General features: G+C 43.0%; 12 protein-coding genes. 1 reads left to right on the top strand and 11 read right to left on the bottom strand.

Translation table 11 applies throughout. From position 1 onward, the window contains the following. Positions 1–38: 38 nt before the first annotated feature. Together MJQ52_RS03755 and MJQ52_RS03760 are read right to left on the bottom strand one after the other, a co-directional pair. Positions 39–158, bottom strand: coding sequence for a GapA-binding peptide SR1P (locus MJQ52_RS03755; protein ID WP_003154518.1), 120 nt, complete (start codon positions 156–158; stop codon positions 39–41). A gap of 113 nt (positions 159–271) precedes the next feature. Next, positions 272–1,063: a polysaccharide deacetylase family protein gene (locus MJQ52_RS03760; RefSeq protein WP_025851434.1), complete on the bottom strand. Its 792-nt coding sequence runs from the start codon at positions 1,061–1,063 to the stop codon at positions 272–274. A gap of 248 nt (positions 1,064–1,311) precedes the next feature. Here MJQ52_RS03760 and MJQ52_RS03765 point away from each other — a divergent pair, with 248 nt between their 5' ends. Then, the gene (locus tag MJQ52_RS03765; RefSeq protein WP_014304946.1) at positions 1,312–1,686 is read left to right on the top strand and encodes a hypothetical protein; all 375 of its coding nucleotides are present in this window, start codon (positions 1,312–1,314) and stop codon (positions 1,684–1,686) included. A gap of 47 nt (positions 1,687–1,733) precedes the next feature. Here MJQ52_RS03765 and lpdA read toward each other — a convergent pair whose 3' ends face one another. The 9 genes from lpdA to MJQ52_RS03810 form a co-directional block, all read right to left on the bottom strand. Continuing rightward, positions 1,734–3,146, bottom strand: a complete 1,413-nt coding sequence (gene lpdA, locus MJQ52_RS03770) for a dihydrolipoyl dehydrogenase (RefSeq protein ID WP_033574600.1) — start codon at positions 3,144–3,146, stop codon at positions 1,734–1,736. Positions 3,147–3,150: 4 nt separating this feature from the next. Further along, positions 3,151–4,479 (bottom strand): pyruvate dehydrogenase complex dihydrolipoyllysine-residue acetyltransferase, encoded by a 1,329-nt coding sequence (gene pdhC, locus MJQ52_RS03775; RefSeq protein WP_003154526.1) that lies wholly within the window; start codon positions 4,477–4,479, stop codon positions 3,151–3,153. Between the two features lie 124 nt (positions 4,480–4,603). Continuing rightward, complete coding sequence (gene pdhB / locus MJQ52_RS03780; protein WP_003154528.1) at positions 4,604–5,581, bottom strand: pyruvate dehydrogenase complex E1 component subunit beta; 978 nt, start codon at positions 5,579–5,581, stop codon at positions 4,604–4,606. Positions 5,582–5,584: 3 nt separating this feature from the next. Then, complete coding sequence (pdhA, locus tag MJQ52_RS03785; RefSeq protein WP_003154530.1) at positions 5,585–6,700, bottom strand: pyruvate dehydrogenase (acetyl-transferring) E1 component subunit alpha; 1,116 nt, start codon at positions 6,698–6,700, stop codon at positions 5,585–5,587. 471 nt (positions 6,701–7,171) lie between these two features. Then, positions 7,172–8,263: a serine hydrolase domain-containing protein gene (locus MJQ52_RS03790; RefSeq protein ID WP_071391882.1), complete on the bottom strand. Its 1,092-nt coding sequence runs from the start codon at positions 8,261–8,263 to the stop codon at positions 7,172–7,174. Between the two features lie 32 nt (positions 8,264–8,295). Next, entirely contained in the window at positions 8,296–12,150 is a 3,855-nt protein-coding gene (locus tag MJQ52_RS03795; protein WP_434181856.1) for an alpha/beta fold hydrolase, read from the bottom strand. Positions 12,151–12,200: 50 nt separating this feature from the next. Continuing rightward, on the bottom strand, positions 12,201–13,634 hold the full coding sequence (locus MJQ52_RS03800; protein ID WP_434181857.1) for a type I polyketide synthase: 1,434 nt from the start codon (positions 13,632–13,634) through the stop codon (positions 12,201–12,203). A gap of 111 nt (positions 13,635–13,745) precedes the next feature. Beyond that, a complete protein-coding gene (locus MJQ52_RS03805; RefSeq protein ID WP_434181858.1) occupies positions 13,746–19,583 on the bottom strand; it encodes an SDR family NAD(P)-dependent oxidoreductase in 5,838 nt (1,945 codons plus the stop codon). Continuing rightward, complete coding sequence (locus tag MJQ52_RS03810; protein WP_434181859.1) at positions 19,583–20,239, bottom strand: hypothetical protein; 657 nt, start codon at positions 20,237–20,239, stop codon at positions 19,583–19,585. Before MJQ52_RS03810 ends, MJQ52_RS03805 begins: the two co-directional genes overlap by 1 nt. Positions 20,240–20,278: the final 39 nt, after the last annotated feature.

Below are 20,278 nucleotides of genomic sequence, written 5' to 3' on the forward strand. Positions count from 1 at the left end.
CCCGAAACGAAATCGTTTCGGGCCTTTTTTTACGCTTTTTACTCTTCTTCAAGATGACACTGGCATTGTCCGCAGCATGTTCCGTATAACGTCGTGACCTTCTCATCCTCAAAGTAATGAATCGCTTCGTTACAGTCTTGGCAAACAATTGTACCCATCTGTCATTCCCCATTTCTCAGAATTTGAAAACGCTTAATTTTCACTTGTTGTTATTATATTATTATGTCACATTTAATATGTCAACTGATAAATTGTATAACACATTTATTTTTTACGGTCTTTTTATAGCTCTAGGGTCAATCACGGTATAACCTTTATGACGCAATCCTTTTACAATGTCCGGCATGGCTTCAGCCGTCCATTTCCGGTCATGCATCAATATGTTGGCGCCGTCCCGCAGGTAAGGACTGCTCAGGGTGATATCGGTAAGCGCTTTTTTGGATTGATATTTCTGATCCCAATCATACCCGAAGGTCCAGTTCATTTTCACCATACCTTCTTTTTTTATAAGTCTGTCACTGTAGTCCGTATTGCTTCCGAAAGGCGCCCTGAAAAATGCGGGTTTCTCTCCTATTACCTTTTCAACCGCTTTATTGACGCCAATGATTTCTTCCCGTTGTTTTTGTTCGGAAAGATCTTTTAAGTTTTGATGAGTCATTGTATGATTTCCGATCATAAAGCCTAACTCATGAATATGCTTAAGCGCTTTCTTATTTTCATCTTTTTTCAAAAAATGTCCGTTTACAAAAAAGATCGCTGACGCATTGAGATCATGCAGTTTGTCCGCAATCTCAGCGGCATGCTGATCAGGCGCGTCATCGATCGTTACCAATGCGATCGGTTTTTTTTCTTTCTGTTCATCCATTTTTTCCACAGAAAAGGTTTTCGGGTTGATATAGTAACGGGGCTCCGCCTTCTGTTTTTTCTCTTTTGTATGATGGTTTTCCCGTTTGGCATGATTGGCCGCGGCTTGAGAATGGGGTTTGTTTGTTTGCATCTTTTCATTTGATTGGCAGCCGGCGAGTAAGCACATACATATGACGGCTGCAGCGGCTTTATACATGACAATCCCTCCTGATATGGTTTTGCCCCCAGTATAACGAAAAAACAGCGCTCTCACGAAAAACAATGTGCCTTTTTTACACATCGGCTGTACAAGTTGTCACACGTATTATTTCTTCATTAAAAACGGTTTCAATTATATAACAATTCAGTAACAAGCCTTAGGTTTTTCACCTCTCGTGATACACTTAATATGGTCCTTATAAATGGATGAACCAATATATTATATAAAACAGAGGAGTAAGATAGATGCGCTACCGTACGGTGATTCCCTTTTTTTTGATGCTGTTCGTTCTGTCAAGCTGTTCGGTTTCTACTGTCATTCCATTCAAAAATAACCGGATCGACAGCATTCATCACACTCAAATCTTGTTTTTTTCCGATGAAAATCATATAGATAAAGAAGTTCCTTATTACGATGCGATTCTTGATTTAGAAAAGAAATATCCCCATCATGTCGATCAAATGAAGGTTTATGACAACAGAAAGGGATGGGAAGAGGAAATCAATACGTTCCCTGCGCTGATGGTGATCAATCATCGGCATGTGGTCATGAAGATTGAGGGATCCGTAAAGAAAAAAGAGGATATCATCAAACCTATGCAGCATGTGCTTGCACAATAAAAACAGCCCCCGCTTTTACAAACGGGGGCTGTTTCTTTGTTACATCATTATTTTACGATGTGGATCGGGCTTCCGATTGCTACTTCGGCAGCTTCCATAGTGATTTCGCCCAATGTCGGGTGAGCGTGAATTGTCATTGCGATATCTTCAGCAGTCATTCCGCCTTCGATCGCCAGGCTCAATTCAGAAATCATGTCAGAAGCGCTTGCGCCGGCAATTTGCGCACCGATTACAAGACCGTCTTCTTTACGGGTGATCAGCTTCATGAAGCCGTCAGTTTCGTTAAGAGACAGCGCACGTCCGTTTGCTGCAAACGGGAACTTAGCTGCAACGACTTCAATGCCTTCTTCTTTCGCCTGTGCTTCAGTGTAACCGACAGAAGCCAGTTCAGGCTCAGAGAATACAACCGCCGGAATACCGAGGTAATCGATTTCAGCCGGCTCTCCTGAAATAGCTTCCGCAGCGATTTTACCTTCGTAAGACGCTTTGTGAGCCAATGGAGGTCCGTCAATGATGTCACCGATTGCGTAAATGTTCGGTACGTTTGTGCGGCACTGCTTGTCTGTTTTAATGACACCGCGGTCAGTCATTTCGATACCGACTTGCTCAAGGCCGAGCTCATCAGTGTTCGGACGGCGTCCGACAGTGATTAATACGTAATCAGCATCAACCGTTTTTTCTTCGCCTTTTACTTCGAATGTAACTGTTACGCCGTCAGGTCTTTCCTCAACGCCTTTAGCCATGGCGCTTGTATGGATTTCAACGTTGCCTTTTTTCTTCAGTCTGCGGGTAACAAGGGAACTCATTTGTTTTTCGAAGCCAGGAAGAATTTCATCTCCGCCTTCTAAAATAACCAATTCAGTTCCGAAGTTCGCATACGCTGTTCCAAGCTCAGTACCGATATAACCGCCGCCGATAACAACGAGCTTTTTCGGAATTTCTTTAAGCGCAAGTGCGCCTGTAGAGTTCAGAACGCGTTCGCTATATTTGAAGTTTGGCAATTCGATAGGGCGAGAACCAGTAGCAATGATTGCGTTTTTAAATGTGTATGTTTGCGCAGAGTTCTCATCCATTACGCGGACAGAGTTGCTGTCTACGAAATAAGCTTCCCCTTTTACAACGTCCACTTTATTTCCTTTTAAAAGACCTGCAACACCGCCGGTAAGCTTATTTACAACAGAAGCTTTCCATTCTTGGACTTTTGTAAAGTCAACCGTTACGTTCTCAGCAGTGATTCCCATGTCATCTGAATGTTTTGCATTCTCGTAACGATGGCCTGCATTGATGAGCGCTTTTGAAGGAATACAGCCGACGTTCAGACAAACGCCTCCAAGCGTTGCTTTTTCAACGACTGTTACTTTTTGTCCAAGCTGAGCAGCGCGGATGGCAGCTACATAGCCGCCGGGTCCCGCACCAATCACAAGAGTATCTGTTTCAATAGGGAAATCTCCTACTACCATAACATTACGCCTCCATTAAAATAAGTTGTGGATCGTTCAGTAAACGCTTGATGTGGTTTAACGCATTTTGTGCAGTTGCTCCGTCAATCATACGGTGGTCAAAGCTGAGAGAAAGAGCTAAGACAGGAGCAGCTACAATTTCACCGTCACGGACGATCGCTTTTTCAGCAATACGGCCGATACCGAGAATCGCAACCTCTGGGTGGTTGATAACCGGTGTGAACCATTGGCCTCCGGCAGAACCGATATTTGTGATCGTGCAAGAAGCGCCTTTCATTTCCGCAGGTGCAAGCTTGCCTTCACGCGCTTTTGTAGCAAGGCTGTTGATTTCATCAGAGATTTCGAAAACGGCTTTACGGTCGGCATTTTTCACTACCGGCACAAGCAGGCCTTTTTCGGTATCCGCTGCAATTCCGATGTTGAAGTAATGTTTTTGGATCACTTCATCTGTTTTATCATCAATCGATGTGTTTAAAACAGGGAATTTTTTCAAAGCGGATGTTAATGCTTTGACGACGTAAGGCAGATAAGTCAGCTTGATGCCTTGATCAGCAGCAACTTGTTTGAACTGTTTGCGGTGAGCAACAAGATTTGTTACGTCAACTTCATCCATAAGAGTTACGTGCGGTGCAGTATGCTTAGAGTTCACCATTGCTTTCGCGATCGCTTTACGGATACCGCTCATTTTTTCGCGTGTTTCAGGGAATTCGCCTTCAGGAGCCTGAGCCGCTGCAGGTTTAGCTGTTTCCTGAGGTGCAGCTGTTTCTTGCGGTGCCGCTTCTTGAGCCGCTCCTCCATTTGCAAAGCTGTCGATATCTTCTTTTACAACACGTCCGTTATTGCCTGAACCTGTTACTTTACGGATATCCACGCCTTTTTCACGGGCATATTTGCGTACGGAAGGCATCGCGATCACGCGTTTGTTCGGATCAGCTTCCGCTTGGTCCTGCTGTCCAGCGCCGGTTTCTTTTGCAGGCTCTTTAGGAGTCTCTTCTTTAGAGATATCCTGCCCTGCTTCAGCAGACGACTGAACTTGAGCCTCAGTTTTCGCCTCTCCTGAATCATGGCTTCCTTTAAATTGAAGATCTTCGTAACCAGGTGCGTCAAACGTAATAATCGTTTGTCCAACAGTTGCAACTGTTCCCTCTTCAACTTTTAATTCTAATACTTTTCCTTTAACAGGTGAAGGAATTTCTACCACTGCTTTATCATTTTGCACTTCAGCCAGAACATCGTCTTCTTCTACCTCGTCGTTCGGCTTAACAAACCATTTTACGATTTCGCCTTCGTGGATACCTTCCCCGATATCCGGAAGTTTAAATTCAAATGCCACAGTTTTCGACCTCCTAGTTGATTAAGCAAATTTTAGTTATGCATACGCAAGCATTGAACCTAGTAAATAGACTCCTTCATCATAAGAGAAAAGGACTCTCTTTACCGTCTTTTATGATGCCTGATTAAAATTCAAGAACTTTTTTCGCAGTTTCAAGAACGTCTTTATGGTTTGGAAGCCATACGCTCTCAGCAAGCGAGAAAGGAAATACTGTATCAGGCGCCGCAACACGCAGAACCGGAGCTTCCAGGCTCAGAATCGCGCGGTCATTGATTTCAGCTACAACGTTGGCAGCGATGCCGGCTTGTTTTTGAGCTTCCTGCACGACAATTGCGCGGCCTGTTTTTTCAACAGAAGCAATAATCGTATCAATATCAAGCGGGCTTACAGTACGAAGGTCGATAACTTCAGCAGAAACGCCTTCTTTTTCAAGCTCTTCAGCAGCCTTAAGCGACTCATGAACCATCGCGCCGTATGTGATGATAGAAAGGTCAGTACCTTCGCGTTTCACATCAGCTTTGCCAAGCTCGATTGTGTATTCCTCCTCAGGAACTTCCTGACGGAAAGAACGGTAAAGTTTCATATGCTCTAAGAAAACAACCGGATCATTGTCTCTGATAGAGGCAATCAGCAGTCCTTTTGCATCGTAAGGAGTGGAAGGGATAACAACTTTAATACCCGGCTGCTGAGCGATAAGGCCTTCCAAACTGTCAGCGTGAAGTTCAGGTGTATGAACCCCTCCGCCGAATGGAGAACGGATTGTCACCGGAGAAGTCCAGCGTCCGCCGGAACGGTAGCGGAGACGAGCCATTTGTCCTGAGATTGAATCCATTACTTCATATACGAATCCGAAGAATTGGATTTCCATAACAGGACGGTAATCTTGCAGGCCTAAACCGAGAGCGAGACCGCCGATACCGGATTCAGCAAGCGGCGTGTCAAATACGCGGTCCTCACCGAATTCTTTTTGAAGGCCTTCAGTTGCACGGAATACGCCTCCGGCAACGCCTACATCTTCCCCGAAAAGCAGAACGTTTTCATTGTTTTTCAGTTCTGTGCGTAACGCATCAGTGATCGCTTGAATCATTGTCATTTGCGCCATGGCTTACTTCGACTCCTTCGCTTTGTAAATTTCAAGTTGTTCTTTCAAGTTGAACGTCGGCTCTTCAAACATATTCTCAATCAGCTCTGTTACTTTCGGTTTTGATTCGCCGTCAGCCTTTTTGATAGCTTGTTTGATTTCTTCTTTGGCCTGTTCAATCACTTTGTTCTCTTCTTCTTCAGACCATAGTCCTTTGTTTTCCAAGAACTTGCGGAAACGTACGAGCGGGTCTTTTTGCTCCCATTCATTTTCTATTTCTTTCGTACGGTATTTAGTCGGATCGTCACCGGACATAGTATGAGGTCCGTAACGGAATGTAAGAGTTTCAATCAGAGTCGGACCTTCACCGTTAATTGCGCGCTGGCGTGCTTCTGCAGTTGCAGCGTAAACGGCTAGTGCGTCCATTCCGTCTACTTGAACACCTGTAATACCGACGGCAACTGCTTTTTGGGCAATTGTCTGCGCGGATGATTGCTTTTCTACAGGAGTTGAAATCGCATAGCGGTTATTCTGAACAACGAAGATCGCTGGCGCTTTAAATGCTCCGGCAAAGTTCATTCCTTCATAGAAGTCACCTTGAGAAGCTCCGCCGTCACCAGTGTAAGTAATAGCAACCGCTTTTTTACCGCGCTTTTTAAGACCTAAAGCTACACCTGCGGTTTGAATAATTTGAGCACCGATAATAATTTGAGGTGATAAAGCATTTACTCCCTCAGGCATCTGATTACCTTTAAAATGGCCTCTTGAGAAAAGGAATGCCTGATGTAAAGGAAGCCCGTGCCAAATCAGCTGAGGAACGTCACGATAACCCGGAAGGATAAAGTCGTCCTGTTCAAGCGCGAAGTGTGATGCAATTTGAGAAGCTTCCTGGCCCGCTGTCGGTGCATAGAAACCTAAACGTCCTTGACGGGAAAGAGAAATTGAACGCTGGTCTAAAATGCGGATATACACCATTCTTCTCATTAATTCTTTTAACTGATCATCTGAAAGATCAGGCATTGCGTCTTTATTTACGACTTCTCCTTCAGCATTTAAAATTTGGAACGTTTCAAACTGCTTATTAATAGCATCAAATTGTTTTTTGCTATCAACAATTGAAGTTTTTGTCTTTGCAGCCATTTTTTAAACCACCTCTTCTTTTGATTTAACAGGGTTAGGATACCGTTTAGCCATCCGTATTAAAAACAGTCTTATCATGCTCTGCAATTCTAAAATTAATCATTCAGAAATTCACATAGCGCTTAAGCAAAGATAATGACGTTTAAACTGTACTAATAAAAAAAGATTTTTTATTAGTACAATATGATCAACAACCATAGTTTACAGTAATTAAACAAAGCCGTCAATTATTTATAACCTTATTTTGAAACCGCTTATAAAACTTAAGATCATACTGCGCCAAACTGTACTATAAAAGACTTTAAACTGTATTATAAAAAGGCTCTACTGTACTATAATTAAAAAAAATTACAAAGAGTAAATTAAGTTATTTAACTTCGAGGGCGGGCTTTGAGAAGATGCCGCGGGATAAAAACGGGCAGTTAGCAATCGTTCCGCCTGCCGGACAGGCGGGACGATGCTTTTGTCTAATTATTCAATACCCGCCCACACGATATTCAGCGGCGTCAGCACGGCATGAGGATGAAACTCGGAAATCGGAGTGAAAAATACATACGTAAAATCTTCGGCTGGATCAGAAAACATGCCGCACCAACCCATTCCAAGATGTGAGAAGGTGCCTTCTGTCATGAAATAATGGTCACCGGCCGGCCACAAATTAATGCCTAAACCAAAGCCGCCCTCCTCTCTGGGCGCTCCGAAGAAGTAAAATGGAAGACCGGGCTTTATTTGATTTCTCAGCATGGCCTCGACTGTTTTTCTTCCAAGCAGCTTCTTATCTTTCAATCTGCCTTTATTTCTAAACATTTCAGCTAACTTCCAAATATCTTCCAACGAAGAGTACAGACCGCTTGTCGCTTTATTCGGAAAATACGGGTGATGACTTTTTTCCAGCTGTACGCACTCGTGTTCATTGATCACACAAACTTCTTCTTTTAACGCATCAGGCACATAAAAAAACGTTCTTTCTAATCCGAGCGCTTCAATAATATGCTTTGTTACATACTGTTCGTAGGACACGCCTGTTACTTTTGAAATAATGATGCCAAGTATAACAAAGCCGGTTCTGGAATAGTTCCATGCTTCATCCACTCCGTACTCTAAAGGCGTACTGATCAGATAGTTTATCCATTCTTCCTCATTCGTTAAGTCAATGCCTTCAGCCTTTTGAATATCCAGCTCAAAACTTAATCCCGCCGTATGAGTCAAAAGGTGTAAAATTTTAATGTCTCCGAAACCCGGTTTATCAAACGCAGGCAAAATGAGCTTGACCGGCATTTTCAAATCGAGCAGACCTTTTTCGACGAGCTGCATGACGGCTACAGCGGTAAACACTTTTGTCAAAGAACCGATTTCTCTGATTGTATCAAGCTGAAATGTTTGCTTTTCTTTTTGTCCGCCGGTAAATTCCCCTAACGACTCAGCTGCAAAAACCTCGCCTCCTCTTGACATCATATAACTCGCACATTGCAGATCTCCATTGTCTATCATCGTCTGATAATGGCTGTTAAGAGCGTTAATTTGTTTCATATCAAATGCCGGATTGCTTATTGTTTGTTTCATTGTTTTCTCCCCCTGTACTGTATGTATCGTTTTCATCCCTTACTTACTGATTTCTTGATGAATTCTGACACCGCTTTATTAAATTCTTCCGGATGTGTGATGTTCGGAAGATGCCCCGCTCCCTTAATTTTCTTTAATTCTGCATTGCTCAGCAGTTTTTGCAGCCTTTTTGTTTCTTTCTGATCAACTACGCTTTCCTTCTCACCCGTAAGGATAAGCGTTCTTGTATGAATGTCTTTTAAAAAGCCGATCGTAGAATAGCCTTCTTGTTGATGTATCTTCATAAAACGTTCAATAGAAGCATTTAAGAATTGATTACTGTATAAACTTTCATATTCATGCGATTTTCCTATAGCTATAAAATCATTTTTCAGTTTTTCCTCGACACTGCTTTCAGGGTCTTCTTCGTATTCGGTGTAACTTCCGGAAAGAATGAGTGTTTTTACTTTTTCAGGGTATTCATAGGCTATCCTCTGCCCTATCATGCCTCCCCAAGAAGCTGCCGCAATGTGGATCGGCCAAGCAACCCCTATCTCGTTCAGCACTTCGATAAAAGTCTGAGCCAGCCCGCTCAATGTAAAATCGGCGCTCCCCTCACTCAGCCCGTAACCCGGTGTGTGGATGACAATTACATTAAATTGGTCTGCCCACTCCTTCATTTGTTCTTTCCACATGTAAGCAGTGGTAGCAAAACCGCAAATCAGTAAAATTGTTTCACCCTTACCGCTCATCAATATTTCCATATGCCGGGCATTTTCTGTGTTTGCCAGAAAATGAACGGTTTCCGTTTCTTCTGTCTGGTAAAAAGCGATGAGTTTTTTTGCGGCATCGCTTTGATCGTGCTGAAGGGCTCCTTTCTTCAGTCTGCTCCAATAATGCAAATAATCGTCGAGATGACGATTGGAAGCTGTGCCGAGTATTCGGAATGGACTTTCAGCTTCTTCTTCCGTAACGATTGACGAAGCATCAAAATCGGCTGCAATCGCTGAATCTCTTACTAGAGGCGGTGCTGAACGGGCGGATAACGGATTGAAATCATTTTGTATTTTTTCTTTTTCTCCGTATAACACGATCAGCTGGTGGCCTTGGCCGAGAAGCGAGTGTTCAAAAGCTTTGATTCCGGCAGTATTTTCTAATGGGTGAAGTCCGTACTCGGTTTTCATAATGTCTTGAATGCCGGGATCAACTGACATGCCTCCGTCCTTCCAGAAAGGCCAATTTACAGCGATGGTTTTTCCTGATCTCCCCCCCTCCTTTCTCATACATTCCCTCCACTCGGCAAAATGCTCCAGAAAACGATTGGCGTAGGCGTAATCGGCTTGACCCAGACTTCCGATTTCTGATGAGATGGAAGAAAACAAAACAAAAAAGTCCAAAGGCATATTTCTGAGCGCTTCATCCAAATGAATCACACCATTGACCTTTGATTGCAGCACCGCCTGAGCTTCTGCGTCTGTTTTATTCATAATGAAAGAGTCTTTCAACACGCCTGCACTGTAAATGACCCCGTTGATTTCGGAATAATCAGCATGAATTTTTTCCGCTAACTTGATGACCTGCTGTTTATCTGACATGTCAGCCTGGATGTAAGAAATGCTTGCCCCGTCATATCGGATGCTGTCTAATTTTTCTTCCATTTCTGCTGTCATTTTCGATCGTCCGGCAATGATAACGCTGGCTCCGTGATTTGCATAAATAAACGCTGAAATAATCCAGCCGATGCCGCTTAACCCTCCGATGATGAGATACACTCCGTTTTTTACAAACTTTGCGGCCTTTTGCCCTGGTTGCAGCGAAGCATCTTTGTATGCTGTCACCCGCCTTTTTTGATCGCCGTCATATTTCACAGTCTCATGATGTCCGGCACTTAATTCATTGAGAAGCAAAGGTGCTTTTTCAATGGTTTGTCTTGAAGAAATCTCAACCGTTTTACACTTTATATTCGGCTGCTCCGCATTCAGCGTTTTAAAAAAGCCTCCAATCGCGGCGTAAACCGGATTTGTATATTGATCCTTGTCATGTACGTACAAAATGTTGATGTTATCTTTTATTTTTTGACGGATCAACGCTTTGCTTAAATAAAGGATTGAATAAAAACTGTGAGTCAAATCTAACGCTGCCTCAGTATAAGCTTTTTTTGACAGGTAATGAATGATTGACACCGGAAACGCTCCGGACTTTTTCATATCATCTAACAGTCTGGTGTAATGAGCAGACTGCTCCGGATTAAATTTATAATGCTTTTCATTTACCATTTCATATTCAGCGGCGGCTTCCGCATAAATAACATTTTCACTGCCGATGTACTTTCGGATTTCATCACTCAATGAACTGTCGAAATCGAAAATCAATGTATTTTCCTTAGGCACTTCTCCGGATTTTAATGGCGATTCAATCCATTCTTTTTGTAAATACAAGGAATCAAGCTCCGGCTTTTCAGACGGCTCTTTCGTTTGCGTTTTTTCTTTAACAGCTGCGGCCGGCGTATTACGCACATCATATTTTTCTTCTAAATAAGCTGCTAAATCATGAATATTGTTATAATCAAAAAGCAATGTCGGATACAATTGTGTATCCAATCTTTCCTCGAGCATTTTCGATATATGCAGCAGCTGTTTTGAGTCAAGACCCAGTTCGTAAAAAGATTGGTGTTTGTCCGCGTTATTTGGCGGTGTGTTTGTAACATCTCCAATAATGGATGACAGCTCATCTGTCAATGTTTTATGACTGTCTTGGTGCTGAACTGTATCAGAGATAGAGTCTGTAACGCGAGCTCCGTATTTCTCCTGCAGATATTCCGTCAATTCACCGATTGTGGAGTAATCAAATAATAAAGTCGGGTACAGCTTTGTATCTAACATCAGTTCTAATTTTTTGGATAAGTCTAATAATTGTTTAGAATCCAAGCCCATCTCGTAAAAGGAAATATCATTCTTCACTGTTTCAGCAGGTTTTTCAATCATGCCGGCTATCTCTTGGATCAAATTATTTCTGATCATTTCTTTATTGTTCGTTACGCTGCCGACCTCTTTAGCTTTATGGGAATGCTCCAGCCTTTGTATTGATTTTTCATTTCTGACTCTTTTCACACCGAATCGCTCATAATAAAAAGCAAGCTCTCCATCAGGCCTGTATACTTCTATGTCCGCATATAAAATGTCTTTAGAAGGCGGCTGCGTTATACTGTTTTTATCAATATACACAAAACAAGATCCGGTTGTTTTATGCAGTGCCCGGAATGTCTCAATATATATAGGGATAAACGCATTTGTTCCTTCATCCGGCAAGTCTGATGTAAGGATTCCCAACAGGCTGAGAGATCCATCCAAAAATGCGGGATGCATGTAAAAGTCATCTGTATATTCTTTTGAAAGTCCGCTTAAACTGACCTCTCCCAGAATATAATTTTCACCTTCATATACCGTACCTTCCAATTTCATAAAATCTTTATGAATCAGGCCGCCCCTGCGCAAATTACGATAGGCGGCTTCAGCATCCGAAGTCCGGACGGCCCCTTTCTTTAATGCTTCGATTGAAATTGTCTTTTCGTTTATCGCATTTTTTCTTATGATTTCCGCCTGCAAGTTGACTGACGCTTCACCTTCCGCCTTTTCAGCGACCCATTTCCTGCTTGTTGTTTCAACAAGCCAGCCGTTTTCTTGTTCCGTAAACTGGAAGGTGACTTTTTTATCAAAATGGACTGACGTCGCAACAGGTTCACGGAATAAAACATGTTTGATTTCAAAACTTCGGGGTGATATCCCTTTCTCAGCTAAAAATCGTGTTATTAAATCCAGATACGTTACGCCGGGTATCGTACGCACTTGATGAAGGACATGGTCTGAAACAATATAATCGTCATGTTTGACTAATACGCTGAACCTCATGCAACTCGACAACCTTTCTTCTTTTACAAAGTAAAGAAACAGAGCAGGTGCTACTCTGTTTCATCAATAATTTCAAGAAGCCGTTTTTTATTCTGTTTGATTTGTTTTTTCCGATTTGAATCCGGCCAGTACTCTTTTCTGACAAACTCGGCAGGCGGCAGCGGAGTTCTGACGGAATGATATGAATCATCCAGGCCGCTTACCAAAAGGTGGGCGTTTGTTCCGCCAAAACCGAAAGCGCTGATGCCCGCCCTCCGTTTTCCATCCTTCCAGCTTCTCAGTTCTGTATTCGGATAAAAAGGCGACTTTTCAAATTCAAAGCGGGGATTTGGCGTTTCACAATTCAATGTAGGCGGAATTTCCTTATGCCATATTGATAAAATCACTTTAATGAAACTTGCCGCTCCGGCAGCGCTTAATAAGTGTCCGATATTGGTTTTTACACTTCCTACTCCGCAAAATTGCGTTTTGTTTGTGTCTCTTCGGAATACTTTTGTCAGAGCCTGAAGCTCAATCGGATCTCCAATCATCGTGCCTGTGCCGTGAGTTTCGACGTAGCTGACTGATCCGGGAGTGATATCGGCTTTTTCAAATGCATCTTGAATAACCTGCTCTTGAAGCTTAGGATTCGGAGTCGTAATTCCCATTGTCGCACCGTCGTTATTAATAGCTGATGCTTCAATGATACCGTATATCCGATCTCCGTCAGCTTTTGCTTTCTCCAGCGGTTTTAACAGAACAGCGCCAAAACCCTCTCCGGGTACAAAGCCGTTTGCCCTTTCATCAAAAGTAAAACACTGACCGTCCGGCGAAAGAGCTCCTCCTTCTGTTAACATCAGGTAAGGAATTTCATCCAAAAGCAGATCCGCCCCTCCTGCCAGCGCCATTTCTGAATCACCGTTTTTTATGCTTTGGCAGGCTAAATGAATGCTGACTAATGAAGAAGAACAAGCGGTATCAGAAACCATGCTTGGACCGTGAAAATTAAAGAAATGCGACACATGTGAAGCAATAAAGTTTTGACTAAGCCCGACGATGTGGCTGCTGCTTTCTTTCGGCAGTTTGTGACCGTAGCCGGCCATTCTGGAACCGACAAATACGCCGACTTTTTTTCCCGATAATTCTGTTTCTTCATAACCGGCATCCCGTACAGTCTGTACACTCGTTTCTAAGAAATGTCTTATCAGCGGATCCGTTTGGATGGCTTTCTCCTCTTCCATACGGAAATACTCCGGATCGAAGCTGCCGATTCCATTGATAAATCCTCCCCATTTGCTGATGCTTTTTCCCTTTTGCTGCACCGGAGAGTAATTTTCTTCTATATTCCACCGGGAATCAGGTACTTCTTTAATATGGTTCTTCCCTTTTCTCAGATTGTCCCAAAATTCCTCTTTATCAGCCGCGCCCGGAAACTTACATCCGATTCCGATAACAGCTATCTTTGCAGAGGAAGCCGTCTGCGGTTTTGTATTTCGGCTCGTCACAGACTGTATATCATGCTGATTGCGCTTTGAGAATCAGTCTGTTCGATTTGTTTTTTCAACGGCGGCGCCGTCTTACCGATATATTCCGCAAGACCATGAATCGTGTTGTGTTCAAGAAGCACAGTAGGGTCGATTTTTTTTCTGAATCATTGCTTCTATACGATGTATAATGCTGACAAGAAGTATAGAATCCACACCGTATTCCTGAAAATCCGTATTTGGGTTAAGCTTTTCAAGGGGTATGCTCAATTCCTCGGCAAATACGGCAGAAAGTTCACTGACAAGCCCTTCTGAACGATCAAAAGTGCCGGGAGTCTCCTGTCTTCGGGCTGGAAATGAAGTCTTGCCGGTTTTATTGATGTTCAGGAGACTGTCTGCATGAAACACTGTTCCTTTTTTCACGATAGGAATGATATTGGCCGATTTTTTCTCCAGTGCATGATACAAAATCGCCAGTCCTTCCCGCGTGGATAGAGAGTCCAATCCCAATTCATCATATAAAGGACTCGTCACAGTACCCATTCCGACTTCTTTCCAGCTCGGCCAATTGATGGACGTAAAATACGTTCTCCCCTTTTGAAAATGATAAGCCGCGAAATAGTCCATATATGCATTTGCAGACGCGTAATCAGTCATTCCTTTCGACAGTTTGGGTGACTGTGCTGCAATTGATGAAAACAGAATAAAGAAATCCAGCGGCCTATTATTAAAAATCCGCTCTAAGTTCTGAAGTCCAGTGACTTTCGGCCCGTACACCGTCTTAAATTCACTCATTCTTTTATGAATAAAGGCCGGATTTCCGCCGCTGTGCAGTCCTGCACAGTGTATGACACCGCTAATATCTTTAAATTCAAGACTTACTTGGTGAAAGAATGAACGAAGCTTCTCTTCATTTGTGAGAGAACCGCTGTAATACAGATAGTCGACACCTTTCTCTTCAAAACTTTGAAACAGTTTTATATTGCTGACTGTCTTTTCGTCCTGTCTGCCCTCTTTCAGCAAATGATCCCATTCACTTCGCAAAGGTAATGGACGCGTACCCGTCAGCACGAGTTTTTTCACTCCCCGTTTCACCAAATCTTCAGCTATTGCTCTGCCAATGCCCCCTGTCCCGCCGGTAATGACGATGGCTTTATCCGCAGGAAATGAAACAGGCCCGCCGCCGGTATGGATTCTTTCTTCTTCAAAATACGGAACATATCTGACGCCGCTGCGGTAGCATACTTCATTCTCTCCTGTACATTGCGCCCTTTCAATCTCAAAGATTTGTTTCAGCTCATGCGTTTCTTTCATGCTGTCTATATCTATTGTTTTCACATGAACAAAGCCGTATTCCGCAGAAAGGGCTTTCAGAAAAGCCGCTGATTCTGCACCCGTCAGCTTTGGTTTTTCCGCTTTAAATACCTGCAAGCCATTGGTGATTTGTAAAATGGATAATGGTGTTTCCTTTTTACTCCGCTTAATTATTTCTTGTATAAATAAGAATTTACCATATGGGATGCCGTTCTGATTGTCACTCTGGTTTCCGATATCTGAGAAATCAAATATATTTTCGACCTGCCGCTCACCGCCCGAGAAGATCTCACGGATAACGTCGTATGCGTGGTTTTCATCTAATAAAGAACACTCAAACATTTGATCAGAGTGTTTTATAAATGAAGAGTGATGTTTTATGACAATCAGATTCTCCTGATCTATATCCGAACAAATGGTGCGGGCAATTGATTCTGTGTCTTGATTCACAAATACAACTGTCAGTCCGTACTCTTTTGTTTCGGAAGGATTTACAAACGGATTCTCCCTCCATTTTTTTTGCAAGTGATGTTGAAAAGAATGCTGAGGGATCTCTGCCCTCTCAGTCCTGAACGGAACCCAATAACGTTCTTTTGCAAACGGATAAGTCGGAATTGAGATCCGTTTACCCGGCTGCTGTAAATGTTGATGAACGGATTTCCAGTCGATATCCGCCCCCCAAACCCATAATTGAGCCAGCTTTTCCGCTTCACCGTTCTCAATAATGGTTTTTACAAACAATTCACCTGCTCTGCCTTCCGTTAACGCCTTCATTTTTTCAGCAAATGCATCTGATTGCTGATTAACATATACGCCTGGAACTTGCTTGTCACCGCGGCAAAACTCAGATAATTTATCTTTCATTTCTTTAAGAGAGGTACCGGTAATCGCCGCTCTGGCCTCCATCGCTTCTCTGCCCGATTGTGTAGTGTATGCCAGATCCCGTAAAACGACGCTTTCCGATTGGCCGCCTTCCATCACTTCATTCGGGAACATGTTTCTTATCGCTCCGGCATATTCCTTCAGTAAGTATTCAGTAACCGCTTGAATAGAGGGGCAATCCGTTAATTCATACATCGTGAGTTCAATATGAAACATTTCGTTAATAAAATCCGCCATCCGGCTTAATTCCAAAGGCCCTACGCCAAATTCACTCAGGTGATCAGAAATATTAATTTCTTCCGGATGGATATGAAGCAATTCCGAAACAAACGGTTTGAGTACTTCATTCACCTTTTCTTTCATATCAGTCTGTTTATCCTTTACTTCAGGACTTAGTGAACGCTGAATAAAATCTTTCATGTTTTCGGCATACTCAAGAAGACGTTCATTGTCTTTAGCAGATAACAGGACAATATGCGGTTCGTTCTCAACATGTTCTGTTGAGACGTTTGTTTCTTCATATTCTTCTATAATGATATGAACATTCGTTCCTCCTGCTCCGAATGAGCTGATTCCCGCTCTTCTCGGAACAGTTACTGTTTTTCCGTTTTCCTGCAGTTTCGGTTTCTTCCAGTCTTGCAATGACCGCTGTACATAAAAGGGAGATGCTTTAAAATCAATATTTGGATTCAACGTCTCCGCATGTATGGAAGGAAACAGTTTTTTCAATTTCATTTGCAAAAGAACCTTTGTCAAACCGGCAATTCCCGCTGCGGCCTCAAGATGGCCGATATTTGATTTGACAGAACCGATTGAACAATATTGAGTGTGCTCCGTAAATTCCCGAAACGCTTTTGTTAATCCGGTGATCTCAATCGGGTCTCCCAGTGCGGTTCCCGTTCCGTGAGCTTCAATATAACTAATTGTACGAGGGTCAATACAAGCTTTCTGAAGCGCGTCCTGTATCAGTTCAGACTGACCATTTGGATTAGGAACCGTAAAACCGTTTGTTCTCCCTCCGTGATTGACCGCTGTCGCTTTAATCAGCGCATAAATATGATCTCCGTCCCTTACCGCTTCCGCCGCCGGCTTTAAAAGTACGGAGCCCACTCCTTCTCCCGGTACATAACCGTCACCGCCCTCGCCGAATGTACGGCATCGGCCATCACTTGCAAAGAAGCGGCTTTGATTTAATAATGTATATTTATTCGGATGAAGTGTAAGATTGACCCCGCCCGCAACAGCAAGTGTGCTTTCCCCTCTCCGTATACTTTCACAGGCTAAGTGAATGGCGTTAAGAGAGGATGAACACATTGTATCCACCGCCATACTCGGCCCCTTAAAATTAAAGAAATACGATATTCTGTTTGCTATTGCAGAAAATGGAGACCCGACGGCCAGTTCATTTCCTTTAAGTGATTCTTCAACGCCGAAAAATTGATAGCTTCCATATGTGACGCCTGCAAATACTCCGACCTTTTTGCGGGTCAGATCTGAAGGTTTATAACCCGCATCCTCTATGGTATTGTACACTGTCTCTAAAAAGAGACGTTCCTGAGGATCAAGAAAAGCCGCTTCTTTCGGTGATATCCGGAAAAATAAAGGATCAAACCGGTCTGGATTTTTCAGAAAACCTCCCCACTTATAGCAGCTTCCCTCGAGCATTTCCTTCCGGTCATCAGGAATTTCGCTTACGCAATCCCGTCCATTCATCAGCACATTCTGGAACTCCCTGATGTTTTCCGCACCCGGGTATCTGCCGCTGACACCGATAATGGCTATATCAGCAGAAAGGGGATCGGCCGCAATGTGCTCTTTTGAATCTTCTCCTTCAGAGCGTGCCGGCGCTTTTGTTTCCACTGGTTTTCTTTTTTGCTTTTTTTGATATGAAACAAGTTCAGATCTGCCGGCCGGGTTCAGCAGTTTCATCATTCGTTCGCTGTGATGACTCAGAAAATATTCGGCTAACTGCGATATTGAATGATATTCAAAAAATAATGTTTTCGACAATCTGCCGATACTTTGCTCCAGCTTTTTGGTCAGACGCATGATCATCACTGAATCAATGCCGTATTTCTCCAGGTATTGTTTTTCATCTATGAGTGAGGCCGGTAATTTCAATTCCTCTGACATTATATTTTTTAGATAACTGATGATATTTTGTCTTAATTCATCGCTTTGCAAATCGGCATCTTCCTGCTGGTCTGAATGTAAGCTGATTGTGCCGGCACGCTTCAGCACATCCTCAATCTTTTCTTTTCGGCCTTTCAGGGCAATCAGCTGTTCAGATGATTGACACAAGCTGTTCTCCAGAGCCTGTATTCCGTCACCGTCATCTAGCGGGTCAAGGCCGAGTTCCTGTTTCATGTAGGATATTCCTTCATCGTCAATATTCATCCCGCCGGAAGTCCATAGCGGCCAATTGACTGACACCACCCTTTCGGCAGACTCTTTTGCGGTCATAACTGCTGCATACTGATCCAAAAAGGCATTGGCGAAAGCATAGTCACATTGGCCGGCTGAGCCGAAGACTGCCGATGTGGATGAAAACAAGACAAGTAATTCAACTTTCATTTTTTTGATTTCTTCCGCCAGCCAGAGCGTGCCATAAACTTTCGAACCTGTGACTTGGTCCATTTCTTCTTTTGTCTTTCTTAAGATAAAAGAGTCACGGAGTACGCCGGCACTGTGAAATACTCCATGTAAGATGCCGAACTGCTCTTTTGCAAAAGCAAACATCCGTTCAGCATCACTTTGTTTTGAAACATCAGATCGGATATATTCAACTGTTGAACCTGAACTTCTTAAATATTCGATCTTTTTTTTCTGCTCTTCAGTTAAACCAGAGCGCCCTGTCAATATGAGATTCGCTTTCCATTTTTCCGACAGATGTTTTGCCAGTATATAACCGAGACCGCCCAGGCCTCCTGTAATCAGATAATTCCCATGATGTTTCAGCGGCTGGGTTAAATCGAATGAGCCGGCTTTATTATAGTTTTTCGTAAAACGTCTGCCGTTTTCATAGCGCACTTCAAAATGGATATCCCGTTTTTCGTCACACTCTCTCTGATATATATCAGCTATTGCTGGAAGAGCGGCTCCCGTACCCTCTGATTGAGTGATATTGATAATCTGGTAGTGAAAATTGGGGTGTTCCTGGTGAACGGTTTTCACCAATCCGCCGAGAGCATAATGCAGCGGCAGTTGTTCTTTATTCTCTGTTTGAAAAATATGCGTCAGTTTTATTATCTTTTTCCATTTTAGTTCAATCAGCGCCTGTGTAATATACAGAAGAGAAAACAATCCGTTTTCCAATTGTTTCTGTATACCTCCCTTACTCATGTCAGCCTGAGAATCAGACCACAAGTGAAGAATCTTTTCGGGCGGCTGATAATGATCATGAATGTATCGGAACAGCTTTAGATAATCGTCTTTTTTCACGTGGTTCATACAAATCGTATCATCATGTAAAACAGCAAATTCTTTTCCGCGGATGACAAACAAGAGAGTGCAGTCCTTAAACAAACCGCTCAATTCTTGTATTTGCCGTTCATTTTCTGCAAAAATCAGGAGCAATCCCGTCAAGGACACGCTCTTCTTACTCGGAATGAACGATTCAGTCCATTCCGGCTTGTAATATAAAAGCGGATGGTTCGATGCCCGTGATTTTTGATTCTGAATGGATGTCACACGGGCATAGCCTTCGTCAGCCGACATTTGTCCTGTTTGAATCAGATCAAGAATATCGCTGATTTGTTCACGTTTTCCGTTCATCATTCTTCCCCCATTAATTGTTTCAATACAGCCTTCTGATCAATATCATTGGTTTCTAATTGACGCAGGAGACGAATGAGTTCATCGTCCGTCTGAACAGTGTCTTTTTCATGACCATATCTGAATCTCACATCTCTGCACTCTGCCAGAATGCTTCCGTTTCCATCTGTAAATGTCATATGACACGTTACATCACGGCTGTTCTGCCGGTTCTCTTTTTGAGTATAGACGTAAAAATTTTGAGCGAGAGGCTGATAGACATCCGCCGCTCCCATTCCAATCAATTCCGGGAAGGTTTCTCCGCTGACAAAAAACGCACTGGCTTGAATCGCGGACTCAAGCGCTTCAGGTGAAATCGTAAAATTTTCTCTTTTTGCATAAAGCTCATCCGGCATTGAATGAAGCGACAGCATTCCGTAACTGTTTTTCACTGATTCTATGACAAAAGGCGCTTCAGCCGGATGTTCAGTCATTTCTGATTTGACTTCAGCAATATCTAGCGCTTCAGGAAGCATACCGCTTTCAGGCTTAACCATATGCGCATTTCCCCTGGCAAGACGTACTTTATTCTCATTTTTTGTGTTTGCATATATGTCAAACCGCGCAAAGTCACGCTCAGGCGTCAGCGTAATCATCAGTTCCCGTATATCAGTCATCCCGTTCATGCTTTCGGTCCACAATAAATCGGTCAATGT

Source organism: Bacillus sp. jun7, from assembly GCF_051034795.1.
GTDB lineage: Bacteria > Bacillota > Bacilli > Bacillales > Bacillaceae > Bacillus > Bacillus velezensis.